At 31.8% G+C, this 12,321-nt stretch carries 12 protein-coding genes; 10 read left to right on the forward strand and 2 right to left on the reverse strand.

Annotated features, from left to right (window positions below):
• Positions 1–207 precede the first annotated feature (207 nt).
• The 4 genes from ACESR5_RS01605 (at position 208) to ACESR5_RS01620 (ending at position 5,767) form a co-directional block, all read left to right on the forward strand.
• Positions 208–1,041 carry a DegV family protein gene (locus ACESR5_RS01605; protein ID WP_087243927.1) on the forward strand — a complete coding sequence of 278 codons (834 nt, stop codon included), beginning with the start codon at positions 208–210 and terminating at the stop codon, positions 1,039–1,041.
• Between the two features lie 63 nt (positions 1,042–1,104).
• A complete protein-coding gene (locus ACESR5_RS01610; protein ID WP_373153896.1) occupies positions 1,105–3,765 on the forward strand; it encodes a DEAD/DEAH box helicase family protein in 2,661 nt (886 codons plus the stop codon).
• 143 nt (positions 3,766–3,908) lie between these two features.
• Positions 3,909–4,250 (forward strand): DUF5684 domain-containing protein, encoded by a 342-nt coding sequence (locus ACESR5_RS01615; protein WP_373153898.1) that lies wholly within the window; start codon positions 3,909–3,911, stop codon positions 4,248–4,250.
• A gap of 68 nt (positions 4,251–4,318) precedes the next feature.
• Positions 4,319–5,767: a glycoside hydrolase family 1 protein gene (locus tag ACESR5_RS01620; protein WP_206399237.1), complete on the forward strand. Its 1,449-nt coding sequence runs from the start codon at positions 4,319–4,321 to the stop codon at positions 5,765–5,767.
• Between the two features lie 44 nt (positions 5,768–5,811).
• On the opposite strand, the gene ACESR5_RS01625 is transcribed toward ACESR5_RS01620, so the two are convergent.
• Complete coding sequence (locus tag ACESR5_RS01625) at positions 5,812–6,966, reverse strand: CapA family protein (RefSeq protein ID WP_087243923.1); 1,155 nt, start codon at positions 6,964–6,966, stop codon at positions 5,812–5,814.
• 84 nt (positions 6,967–7,050) lie between these two features.
• On the opposite strand from ACESR5_RS01625, the gene ACESR5_RS01630 reads away from it, so the two are divergent.
• The 4 genes from ACESR5_RS01630 (at position 7,051) to ACESR5_RS01645 (ending at position 9,435) form a co-directional block, all read left to right on the forward strand.
• Positions 7,051–7,470 carry a GNAT family N-acetyltransferase gene (locus ACESR5_RS01630; protein WP_373153901.1) on the forward strand — a complete coding sequence of 140 codons (420 nt, stop codon included), beginning with the start codon at positions 7,051–7,053 and terminating at the stop codon, positions 7,468–7,470.
• A 95-nt stretch (positions 7,471–7,565) separates the two neighbouring features.
• A complete protein-coding gene (locus ACESR5_RS01635; RefSeq protein ID WP_087358280.1) occupies positions 7,566–7,937 on the forward strand; it encodes a GntR family transcriptional regulator in 372 nt (123 codons plus the stop codon).
• Positions 7,938–7,939: 2 nt separating this feature from the next.
• A complete protein-coding gene (locus ACESR5_RS01640) occupies positions 7,940–8,785 on the forward strand; it encodes an ABC transporter ATP-binding protein (RefSeq protein ID WP_373153903.1) in 846 nt (281 codons plus the stop codon).
• Complete coding sequence (locus tag ACESR5_RS01645) at positions 8,782–9,435, forward strand: ABC-2 transporter permease (protein ID WP_373153905.1); 654 nt, start codon at positions 8,782–8,784, stop codon at positions 9,433–9,435. The genes ACESR5_RS01640 and ACESR5_RS01645 overlap by 4 nt, the downstream gene beginning before the upstream one ends.
• A gap of 171 nt (positions 9,436–9,606) precedes the next feature.
• Here the strand turns inward: ACESR5_RS01645 and ACESR5_RS01650 are convergent, their stop codons facing one another.
• Positions 9,607–10,257, reverse strand: coding sequence for an HAD family phosphatase (locus ACESR5_RS01650; protein ID WP_087305068.1), 651 nt, complete (start codon positions 10,255–10,257; stop codon positions 9,607–9,609).
• A 144-nt stretch (positions 10,258–10,401) separates the two neighbouring features.
• On the opposite strand from ACESR5_RS01650, the gene prfA reads away from it, so the two are divergent.
• Entirely contained in the window at positions 10,402–11,469 is a 1,068-nt protein-coding gene (gene prfA, locus ACESR5_RS01655) for a peptide chain release factor 1 (RefSeq protein WP_373153965.1), read from the forward strand.
• Positions 11,466–12,320 (forward strand): peptide chain release factor N(5)-glutamine methyltransferase, encoded by an 855-nt coding sequence (gene prmC / locus ACESR5_RS01660; protein ID WP_373153907.1) that lies wholly within the window; start codon positions 11,466–11,468, stop codon positions 12,318–12,320. Before prfA ends, prmC begins: the two co-directional genes overlap by 4 nt.
• Position 12,321 lies beyond the last annotated feature (1 nt).

Genomic DNA, 12,321 nt, shown 5'->3' on the forward strand with positions numbered 1-12,321 from the left:
TCAAGAATTTTTATGAAAAAGTTCTCTTTCTACTAATATAATACACCTATACATAAATAATTAAAATAATTTATGCAATAATGAAATAAAAAAATAAATTGATTTTTTCTCTATCAAATATGGTTTTAAAAACTACATTTATATTGACATTCCCATATATATTTGTTAATTTATAATTAAGAGATTATGGATACGAGGAGATTGGATATGAAGATTATTACGGATACGGGAGCTTTACTATCACCAAAGGAAGGAGAAAAAATAGGGGTTGATGTTCTTCCTTTAAATGTTATAGCTGATAAAAAGAGTTATAAAGAATATGTTGATGTGACAAGTCAGGAATTTTTAGATATTGTCAAAGAAGGACATGTACCTAGTTCATCACAGCCTTCTATTGGTGAAACAATGGAATTATTTGAAAAATATCCAGAGGAAGACATTTTGGTTATTAATATGGCTGATGGATTATCAGGAACATATCAAAGTACAGTGAGTGCAAAAGAAAGTGTAGAGCATAGTGAAAATATTCATGTTATTAACTCTATGACTTTATGTGGACCACAAAGGTACTTAGTAGAAAAAGCTGTTGCTTTAAGAGAACAGGGATTGGATATTCATCATATTATGAAAGAATTACATAAAAGCATTGCATGTGAAAAATCATTTTTAATTCCTCAAGACTTTGGCTTTTTAAAACGTGGAGGACGCTTAACACCACTTGCAGCAACACTTGGTGGTATGTTGAAGATTACACCTATTATGACAACTACAAAAGATGCTAAAAGATTAGAAAAATATGCTATGAAAAAGACTTTTAAAAGTGCTGTTAAAGAAATTATGAAAGCTTTCCAAGAATTAGGTGTGAATGAAGACTTTAAAATTTATGTGACACATGCAGGGGTTTTGAAACAGGCTCAAGATGTTGTCAAACAGTTACAGACTGTTTTTGAAAATACAGTCATTGAAATGTATGATCTTTCTCCTGTTTTTATAGCTCAAGGCGGACCAGGTTGTATTGCTGTTCAAGCGATTAGAAAATAAAGGAATAAGGCTGTTAATGATGTCATTAACGGTCTTTTATTATATAATGAAAAAGAGGTGATGATGGTGAACTGTCAAGATATATTAGAGTTTCAAGGTGTTTGGAGAGATTATCAACAAAGAGTATTGAATCAATTAGATATTTATAAAAAAGATCATAAAATTCATATTGTCGCTGCGCCTGGTTCAGGAAAAACGACTTTAGGTATTGAAATTATCAGACGCGTTAATAAACCAGCATTAATTCTTGTACCAACAATTACTATTCGACAACAATGGGTGACAAGAATCAAAGAAGCTTTTTTAAAAGCAGGATTGAAAAGTGAGGAATATATATCACAGGATTTAAAACATCTTCGATTGATTAATGTTTCAACGTATCAATCTATTCATAGTGCCATGCGAAAGGTTAAAGATCAAGAAGATGAAGAAAATGTAGATTATCAGGATTTTTCTTTAATTGAAGCTATAAAAGAAGCAGGAATAGAAACATTATGTTTAGATGAATGTCATCATTTAAGAACTGAATGGTGGAAAGCGTTGGAGGATTTTAAAAAGCAAATCACTACTGTTTTTACAATTTCCTTAACTGCAACACCACCATATGATTCTTCCATAGCCATGTGGACAAGATATTTAGATATGTGTGGAGACATTGACATAGAAATTACAGTACCTGAATTAGTCAAAGAAGGGAGTCTGTGTCCACATCAGGATTATGTTTATTTTAATTATCCAACAGCTAAAGAAGAAGCCAAGATGAAAGAATTTCAAGATGATGTACAAAATGTTTTTTCATTTTTCATGCATCATCAAAAATTCCAACAGGCTATTTTATCACATCCATATGTGAGATCTATTCAAGATTTAGATAAAGCATTAGAAAATCCAGCGTATTTATCTTCTCTATTGATTTACTTGGAAAGTCAACAACTCTCTTATCCAAGAGAATATTTAAAAATATTGGGAACAAAGAAGTTGGAGAAGATGTCTATAAAATGGATGGAAATTTTATTGCAGGGATTTTTCTTTGATGACAGGGATTCTTATATTATCAATGAGGAAGATTTTGAAGAGCTTTACAAATATGTCAAATCACATGGATTGATTGAGAAAAAGAAAGTCATTATGCAAGTTGATATTGCTTTTGAAAAGATGCTGATTTCTTCGGTTGGAAAATGTGAAAGTATTCGAGATATTGTATGCCATGAATACAAACATATGAATAGAGAGTTAAAATTATTAATTTTAACGGATTATATCAAAGGTGAATATGAAAAAGCTATTGGTGATGATACAATGAGTGTGCATGCTTTAGGGGTTCTTCCTTTCTTTGAAATGTTAAGAAGAGAAACTATTCAACATCATCAACCATTTCATTTGGCAGTCTTATGTGGATCTATGATTATCATTCCTGCTTTTTTAAAAAATCAATTAAGACAACTTGTCTCACAACAAATAGAAATGACATTTCAGCCATTTAAGGCCATTGATGATTATGTTAAAGTGAATGTGAAAGGAAATCATCATGAAATCATAGAAGCAGTGAGTGATTTATTTGAACAGGAAGATATTCAAGTTTTAATTGGGACAAAGTCATTGCTTGGTGAAGGTTGGGATTCACCTTGCGTAAATACTTTAATTCTCGCAAGTTTTGTTGGTTCATTTATGTTAAGTAATCAAATGCGTGGAAGAGCCATTCGTACCTATCATAAAAATCCTGATAAAGTGAGTCATATCTGGCATCTTGTCTGTGTTCCTCCTCAAAAAGGAATTATCAATCATAGACAGGAGATTAATCAGACTGAAAGTGATTTTGAAAACTTGAGAAGAAGGATGGAACATTTCTTAGGCCTTCATTATGATAAAGACTTTATTGAAAATGGTATTGAAAGATTGACTGCAATTCAGTATCCATTAGATCGTTCACATATTAAAAAAACCAATCAAAAAATGTTAGAATTATCCTCTCAAAGAGAACAGTTAAAAGAAAGATGGGATCGTTCTTTAGCTATATATGATAAGATTGAAGTTGTTGAAGAAGTAGACATAGAAGATCAAAATATGACAAGTGTCTTATTGTATGATGCGATTAGACATGTGTTATTAACTATACTGAGTTTTGTACTTACAGGTATTTTGATATGTGTACTAGCAATGCTTTTACACATTCAAAGCAAGTCTATGATTTATGTTTTATTTTCTTGTATTTTCATTGGTGTTGTGAGCGTGTTATGGAGATTAAAAAAAGTATTTACATGGATGAATCCTTTGAATCGTTTACAGTCTTTTGGTGATGGCATTTATCAGGCTATGTTAAATATGCATTTGTTTGAAATGTTAAATTGTCGTGTACAAACAGAATCACAAGCGGTTTTATACTCTATTTATTTAAGTGGAGGAACTGCTCATGATAAGGCTTTATTTGCAAAATGTGTGAATGAATTTTTTGATGAAATTGATAATCAACGCTATATCCTTTACAACAAACATCAAAGAAATAAGATGGATAGATATTTTGCCGTTCCTGATATTTTTTCTAAACGTAAAGAAGATGCGATGATTTTTGCGCAGTGTATGCAGCCTTATATAGGAAAATATCAATTGATTTATACAAGAAATGAAGCAGGAAGAAAGATTTTGCTTCAAGGAAGAAAAGATGCTTTAGCTAATAGACAAAATAGACTCTTAACAAGAAAGAAAGTTAAAGGGGCTTTGGAATAGATTTATTTTGATGTCAATGCCTATATAAAATTTATTTCAGTGTTTGAAAATAAGAAGAAATCATCTGGTTTTGATTTAAGATTATTGGACTATTGTTATTGTCAATAGTCCTTTATGCTATAATAAGAAAAAAGGAGAGGATTATGATGCAGGAATTTTCAAAGATATTTTTAACAGGTGGATTCATTATATCATTAATAAGTATCATAGCGTGGTGGCAATTATTCAAAAAGGCTCGTTTAAAAGGATGGTATGCATTGATTCCTATTTATAATATTTATTCTTTTTGTAAGATGGTTACAAGTTCTGGATGGACAATGTTGATAGCCTTGATTCCTTTTATTAATATCATATTTATCATTTATCTCCTTATGAGATTATCTTATGCTTTTGGGCATGGATTATTATTTGCCTTAGGATTATTTTTCTTTTACCCAATCTTTATTTTGATTTTAGCTTTTGGGCAGTCAAGATATATAGGTTAAAGACTTTCAAGTTATGAAAATGAATATGAAAAAATGGGAATATTGATTATAATATGGAAAAAGGAGGAATGAAAGATATGAGTTTCCCAAGTGGATTTTATTGGGGTGGAGCAACTGCTGCTAATCAATTAGAAGGTGGATGGCAAGAAGGCGGAAAAGGTATTTCTTGTCCAGATATCTGTACAGGTGGTACAGCAACAACAAGTAAAAGAATTACACCAGTTTTAGAAGAAGGAACTTTTTATCCTAGTCATGATGCAATTGATCATTATCATAGATATAAAGAAGATATTGCATTATTTGCTGAAATGGGATTTAAAATGTATCGTTTTTCAATTGCATGGACAAGAATCTTTCCAAATGGTGATGAAGAACAGCCAAATGAAGAAGGATTAAAATTTTATGAAAGCTTAATTGATGAATGCTTAAAATATGGTATTGAACCAATGGTCACTATTTCTCACTATGAAGTTCCATTTAATCTGACAAAGAAATGGAATTCATGGGTAGACCGTAGAATGATTGATTGTTATTTAAGATTCTGTAAAGCTATTTTTACACGTTATAAAGGTAAAGTGAAATATTGGTTGACATTCAATGAAATCAATAGTGCAACAACACCAATGGGTGGATTCTTATCACAGGGAATTTTAAATGAAATCAAAGCTATGGACTTTATGGATCAGGTTGATAATCCAAACAATCGTTTCCAGGGATTACATCACCAATTTTTAGCAAGTGCTTTAGCTGTGAAAATGGCACATGAAATTGATCCAAATAATCAAGTTGGATGTATGCAAATTATGGCAACAAGTTATGCTTTAACTTGTCATCCTGAAGATGAAATCGTGAACCAACAAAAAGGGCATTTAATGAACTGGTTCTGTAGTGATGTGCAATGTCGTGGAAAATATCCTAACTATATCAAGAGATATTTCAAAGACAACAACATTACTGTACATATGGAACCTGGTGATGATGATATTTTAGCGGCAGGACCTGTTGATTTCTATACATGTTCATATTATATGTCAAATTGCCAAACTGCTGACGAATCAAAAGGAACTGGTAAAGGTAATATTTTAGGTGGGGTTCCAAACCCATACTTAAAAGCAAGTGACTGGGGATGGCAAATTGATCCAATTGGACTTCGTTATTCATTAAATGAAATCTGGGATCGTTATCAAAAACCAATCTTTGTCGTAGAAAATGGTTTAGGTGCTTATGATAAGATTGACGAAGATGGAAAAGTTTGTGATGATTATCGTATAGACTATTTAAGAAGTCATATCCAACAAATGCATGAAGCTGTTTTAGATGGTGTTGATTTAAGAGGTTATACACCTTGGGGATGCATTGATTTGGTTTCTGCTTCTACTGGTGAAATGGCTAAACGATATGGATTTATCTTTGTTGAAAGATATGATGATGGAACAGGAGATTTCTCTCGTCGTAAGAAAGAATCTTTCTATTGGTATAAAAAAGTCATTGAAACAAATGGTGAAGATTTAGATTAAAAAATAACCGCGCTTTGAGTGCGGTTATCATTTTATAAAGCTATTTATTGAAGTTGATGATTTGATAGCTTTTCAGGTATAAGTTTTTGATAAGTTTGTTGAATCCATTCTTTTGTCAGACCATTATGATAATGATAATGTGATGTTTCATATTGAGTTGTATATTGATCATAAGGAATAAGTTTAAAGTTTTGTAAATGTTCATCATAGTAATTGATAACAGGGATATAGTCAATGTTTTGAATAGAAATTTGATTATTTTCTTCTACAATGTCAAGTGAAACCATCATTGAAACATTATATGCATTTTTAAATTCCTGGTGAGTACGATCGACAATAGGGTCTGCACTTACAAAATTTCCTAGAGAATACATACATAAAGTGCGATTATTATTGATCCATTCCATAGGCTGTGAACAATGAGAATGATTACCAATAATAATATCAACACCTAAATCACTAAGCAATTGAGATACTTCTTCTTGTTGAGTTGAAATATCATATGTAAATTCATTTCCCCAATGCATCATTGCAATCAAGACATCACAGTTTTCTCTAGTTTGAGTTACTTCTTTCGTTAATAAATCTTTATATGCCTGTGTCATTTTTCGGTCACTAGGACGATTAAATAAAGCAACTTTGGCTTGATTTTCATCACTGACAATTTGATTTGTTGCATATGTATAAGATACAAAACCAAACTTTATTCCATGAATAGTCATATATTTTCCTTGATCTCTATCATCTTGATTATAGTAAGTTCCCACAGCTAAAATATCTTTTTCTTTTAAGAAATCAAGGGTATTATCAATGCCTTGATTTCCTCGATCATTAGCGTGGTTATTAGCAGTTGAAACGACTTCTAAATCAAGCGATGCTACCTGTTTACCAATTTCACGAGAAGCATTAAAAGAATAGCCTGTCCCAGAAATGTTCAGTTCTTTACCACCAATAGGTGTTTCCAGATTAGCAATGGATAAATCATCATTTTGTAGATAAGGTCTTACCAAATCATAATAGCCTTTATCTTGGCTATCATCTTCGATCCAGTCATAATAAGGTTTTTCATATAATAAATCACCAATAAAATGACAGCTTACTGTGTTTTTTGTTTCTTCTTTTTGAGGTTGTGTTTGTGGTTGCGGTTGACATCCAACAAGCAAAAGGACCAAACAAACAAATAATTTTATTTTTTTCATGAAATCACCATAATGATTGTATAATATTGTCGAAAGCTGTTCAATACCTATGATATAATAAAATATAGAGAAAAGAGGGTTTATATGATTGAAAAAGCAAGATTAGAAGATTGTGATGAGATTTATGACTTAATGTGTATATTAGAAAATCAAAAATTGGATTATGATCATTTTAAACAAACTTATCACCAGGGAATCAATAGTAATGATGTGATATATCTGGTTTATCGACAAGACAAAATATTAGGGTTTTTAAGCTTTCAGATTCATCGTTATTTACATCATAATCAAGATACAGGAGAAATTGTTGAACTGGTTGTTTTACCAGAAAGTCGAGGTCAGAGAATTGGCGGACAGTTATTACAGGCTATCGAAGCTAAGGCCAATGAATTGCGTTTAGAACAGATTGAATTATCAACATCGACTTATAGAAAAAAAGCTCATCACTTTTATGAACAAAATGATTATGAGATGTTGCATTATAACTATACAAAGAATTTATAGAACTATAAGATAGTTCTTTTTTTGTATATAACAGTATATAACAGTTGACAACAGTTTCATACTGTTATATACTGTTTATGAACAGGAGGGAGAAAATGAAAATTATTATTAATCATTCTTTAATGACACCTATATATGAACAAGTTGTTGATCAAATCAAAACAATGATAAGAAAAGGAAAACTTAAAGAAAATGATCAGTTACCATCTGTTCGTACTCTCTCAAAAGAGTTGAAAATAAGTGCCCTGACTGTCAAGAAAGCGTACGATAACTTGGAAGAAGAAGGGTTTGTAGTGACAGTTCATGGAAAAGGAACATATGTGAGTGCGAATAATCGTGAATTGTTATTAGAAGAACAAAAAAAGGAAATCGAAGCCGATTTGGAAATGGCCATTCAAAAAGGTAGAAGATGTGGAATCAGTGATGAAGAATTAAAGAGTTTATTTGAGATGATTCTGGAGGGTTAATTATGTTAAAGGTAAAACATTTAAAAAAGAATTATGCTTCATTTTCATTAGACTGTTCTTTAGAAGTCAAACCAGGTTATGTCACTGGCTTGATAGGACAAAATGGAGCTGGAAAGAGTACAACATTTAAAGCTATCTTGGGATTAATTCAATGTGATGGTGGATCAATCGAAATATTTGGTCAATCTGCTTTGAATGAAGAGGATAAACAGTTATTAGGTGTTGTTTTATCGGATTCAGGTTTTAGTGGATATTTAACAATATCAGATATTATTCCTATATTAGAGAATTTATATAAACGATTTGATAAATCATTCTTCTTACGTATGGTGGATCAGTTTGAATTGCCTAAAAATAAGAAAATCAAAGAATTTTCTACAGGGATGAAAGCAAAATTGAAAATTATCGTTGCGATGAGTCATCAGGCTCAACTGTTGATTTTGGATGAACCAACAGCGGGGCTAGATGTGATTGTGAGAGATGAATTGCTTGATATGATGAGAGATTATATGGCAGAAGATGATCAAAGAGCTATTTTAATCAGTTCTCATATTTCCAGTGATTTAGAAACACTCTGTGATGATGTCTATATGATTCATGATGGTCAAGTAATTATGCATGAAGAGACGGATGTCTTATTAAGTGAGTATGCTTTATTAAAGGTAGATGATCAACAATTTGAACAGTTGGATAAGGCGTATATCTTAAAATACAAAAAGGAAAGTTATGGTTATAGCTGTTTGACTCATCAAAAACAATATTATAGAGAAAATTATCCTAATATTGTATTAGAAAATAGTCATATTGATGATGTGATGACAATGATGATTAGAGGTGAAAAATCATGAAAGGTTTATTGATTAAAGATTTTAAATTGATGTTGATGCAAAAGAGTTTCTTTATCATTATTATTGTTGTGGCATGTTTGATATCAATCAGTTCGCAAGATCCAACTTTTATGATTGGTTTTATAACATTGATTTTATCATTATTTACCGTCAGTACAATTTCTTATGATGAATTTGATAATGGTTATCCATTCTTATTAACACTTCCTTTTTCTAGAAAAACTTATGTTTTAGAAAAGTATGTTTATGGATTGATTTTAGGAACAGGAGCCTGGATAGTATCAGTGATGATATGTAGCTTGATGCTTATTGTTCAGGGGAAGCCTGTGACTTCAGATATGTTGATTGGAGCTTTCGTGATTTTACCGATGTTTCTTGTAATCGAATCATTGATGATACCTGTTCATCTGCGTTTTGGTGGAGAAAAAGGAAGATATGCTCTCATTGCTTGTGTAGGTGTCCTTGTTGTGATTGGATTTGTGGTGATGAAAATAGTGGAAATCTTTCATATTAATGTTCTTCCATTGATTTTAGCTATTGATGCTTTAGGTCCAGTAATGTTTATGGTGATTCTTTTGATGATTGGATTTTTGGTTATGTTGGTTTCTTTAAAAGTCAGTCTATCTATTATGAATAAAAAAGAATTCTAGGAGAATCATCAATGGATTTTACAATACTCATGGTTGTGTTGCTTTTAGGGATTGGGATACCGACGAGAAATAAGGCTATTCGAGCTTATCGTCAAAGGAAGAATCGAAAGAATAGAAAAAATGATCAATGAAAAAAGATTATCAGTTTTTGGGGCTGATAATCTTTTATGTTTATAAATTGTCAATATAATCAATCACTTGATGAAGTGAATCAAGAATACAAGTTGTTTTGTTAGCATAATCTTCATCAGGGTATTTCATATCTGGAATACAAATCACAGATATATGAGCGTTATGGGCTGCTTGTATACCTGCTTCACTATCTTCTAAGACAAGTGCTTCACTTGGCTGAACATTTAACTTTTGACAAGCGTTCAAGAAAACATCGGGAGCAGGTTTTCCATGTTCGACCTCATCACCACAGATCACATCATCAAAATAATTGAGAATGCCATTATCAGTTAATAAAGCATTGACTCTTTCACGACGACTTGAAGTAGCAATCATTGTTTTATAATGATGTTCCTTTAAATAAGTCAACAATTCAACAAGACCATCTTTTAATGGAACACCTTCTCTTGCAAATTGTTCATCCATTAACTGATGTACTTTTTTCGCAACTTCTTCAATAGGAAAATCTTCGCCATATTGATCAAACATTGCACGTCTTGTGGCTTCCATAGTACGCCCTAATAAAGTTGTATAAAACGCTTTTGTCATTTCTAAGTTCATCGTTTTTAAAACATCTTTATAACATTGATAAGTGACATTTTCTGTATCAATCATTAATCCATCCATATCAAAAATAACCGCTTTTAACATTTTTTATTCCTCCACTTTATATTGAGTATAAAAAAATGATCTATCTGTGTCAATGAAAAAACAAAGATTATGACAAGATTATTTTGCTTATTTTAAATGTTTATATTATAATGGTAACGGTTTGGAGGTTAGAGTATGAATAATATGATGGAAAGATTGGAAACAATCGCAAGAAGATATGAAGAATTAAATGAAATATTAATGGATCCAAGCATTGCAAATGATGTTCAAAAGATGACAGAAGCCTCTAAGGAACAGGCAAGTCTGGAAAATGCTTATCAGTTATATCAAGAATATAAAAAGGTTTTAGATGGAATTGAAGAAGCCAAAGAATTACTTAAAGAAAGTGATCCAGAAATTAAGGAAATGGCTGAACTGGAATTAAGTGAATTAGAAGAAAAGAAACCTCAATTAGAAGAAAAACTTCATTTAGAATTAATTCCTAAAGATCCAAATGATAATAAAAATGTTATTGTTGAAATTCGTGGAGCCGCTGGTGGAGATGAAGGGAATATCTTTGCAGGTGACTTATATAGAATGTATGTCAAATATGCAGAATCACAGGGATGGAAGATTGAAGTTTTGGAAGCTCAGGAGAGTGAAGCTGGTGGATATTCTTTGATTTCCTTTATGATTAAAGGGGAAGGTGTTTATTCAAAATTGAAGTTTGAATCTGGTTCACATCGTGTACAACGTGTACCAAAGACAGAAACACAGGGACGTGTGCATACTTCTACAGCGACTGTGCTTGTGATGCCTGAAGCAGAAGAAGTTGATTTTGAATTAAATCCATCTGATTTAAGAATTGACACATATCGTGCATCAGGTGCAGGAGGACAGCATATTAATAAAACAGATTCAGCAGTACGTATTACACATATTCCAACAGGTGTTGTGACAACTTCTCAGGATGGACGTAGTCAGCATGACAACAGAGATAAAGCAATGCGTGCAATGCGTACAAAATTATATGAAATGAAATTACGTGAACAGGAAGAAGCAATTGGCAGTGAACGTCGTAGTAAGATTGGAACTGGAGATCGTAGCGAAAAGATCAGAACATATAACTATCCACAAAATCGTGTCACTGATCACCGTATTGGATTAACAATTCAGCAGTTAGACCGTATTATGGAAGGGAAACTGGATGATATTATTGAAGCTTTGATGAATGAAGATCAAAGATTGAAACTTCTAGGAGAAGAACAATGATTTTAAGAGAACTGATTCGTCAAAGTGAAGCCGTGCTTGATGAAAAAGATAAAGACTGTAATGTTGCGAAAGTTCTGTTTTATCATTTGGCGCATAAAGAGCCTCATCAATTGTATCTGATGATGGATGAAGAAGTTGATGAAGAATTATTAAAACAGTTTCAGGATGGTATGCAAAGATATATGAATGGGGAACCTATTCAATATATTAATGGAAAAGAAAACTTTTTCTCTAGAGATTTTATAGTCAATGAAAATGTGTTGATACCACGTTATGAAACAGAAGAACTGGTAGAAAATATTCTTTATAAAATTGATGATTATTTTGATGATTATTCATCTATTGATTTATGTGATGTAGGAACGGGTTCAGGAGCGATTGCGATTACTTTGGCATTAGAAGAACCAAAATTAAATGTCGTCGCAACAGATATCAGTGAGGAAGCATTAGAGGTCGCTAAAGCAAATGCGAGTGAATTAGATGCCCAAGTGACTTTTTATCAAGGGGATATGTTAGAGCCATTGATAGACCGTCAACAGAAGTTTGATATATTTGTATCCAATCCACCTTATATTCCACAAGATCAGGAAATTGAAAGTGTTGTGAAAGATAATGAACCCCATGTGGCTTTATTTGGTGGAAATGATGGTTTGTATTTTTATCGAAAGATCTTTAAAGATGTTCGTCATGTTTTAAAAGACCGTGCTTTACTTGCTTTTGAAATGGGGTTTGATCAAAGAGAACTCATGTCACAGGCAGTTGAACAGTATTTTCCAGGTATTCCTTATGAAATTATCAAGGATATTAATGGAAAAGATCGCATGTTGTTTATTTATTATCATTTGAGTTAAC

The sequence above is a fragment of the Clostridium sp. AUH-JLR23 genome, assembly GCF_964238065.1.
In the GTDB taxonomy this organism is placed as follows: domain Bacteria; phylum Bacillota_I; class Bacilli_A; order Erysipelotrichales; family Coprobacillaceae; genus Allocoprobacillus; species Allocoprobacillus merdigallinarum.

Bases quoted from the DNA above. Each gene is read 5' to 3' on its own strand.
- prfA (WP_373153965.1), top strand. From the start codon at position 10,402: ATGATGGAAAGATTGGAAACAATCGCAAGAAGATATGAAGAATTAAAT.
- ACESR5_RS01615 (WP_373153898.1), top strand. From the start codon at position 3,909: ATGATGCAGGAATTTTCAAAGATATTTTTAACAGGTGGATTCATTATA.
- ACESR5_RS01630 (WP_373153901.1), top strand. From the start codon at position 7,051: ATGATTGAAAAAGCAAGATTAGAAGATTGTGATGAGATTTATGACTTA.
- ACESR5_RS01650 (WP_087305068.1), bottom strand. From the start codon at position 10,257: ATGTTAAAAGCGGTTATTTTTGATATGGATGGATTAATGATTGATACA.
- ACESR5_RS01610 (WP_373153896.1), top strand. From the start codon at position 1,105: ATGGTGAACTGTCAAGATATATTAGAGTTTCAAGGTGTTTGGAGAGAT.
- ACESR5_RS01625 (WP_087243923.1), bottom strand. From the start codon at position 6,966: ATGAAAAAAATAAAATTATTTGTTTGTTTGGTCCTTTTGCTTGTTGGA.
- prmC (WP_373153907.1), top strand. From the start codon at position 11,466: ATGATTTTAAGAGAACTGATTCGTCAAAGTGAAGCCGTGCTTGATGAA.
- ACESR5_RS01635 (WP_087358280.1), top strand. From the start codon at position 7,566: ATGAAAATTATTATTAATCATTCTTTAATGACACCTATATATGAACAA.
- ACESR5_RS01605 (WP_087243927.1), top strand. From the start codon at position 208: ATGAAGATTATTACGGATACGGGAGCTTTACTATCACCAAAGGAAGGA.
- ACESR5_RS01620 (WP_206399237.1), top strand. From the start codon at position 4,319: ATGAAAGATATGAGTTTCCCAAGTGGATTTTATTGGGGTGGAGCAACT.
- ACESR5_RS01645 (WP_373153905.1), top strand. From the start codon at position 8,782: ATGAAAGGTTTATTGATTAAAGATTTTAAATTGATGTTGATGCAAAAG.
- ACESR5_RS01640 (WP_373153903.1), top strand. From the start codon at position 7,940: ATGTTAAAGGTAAAACATTTAAAAAAGAATTATGCTTCATTTTCATTA.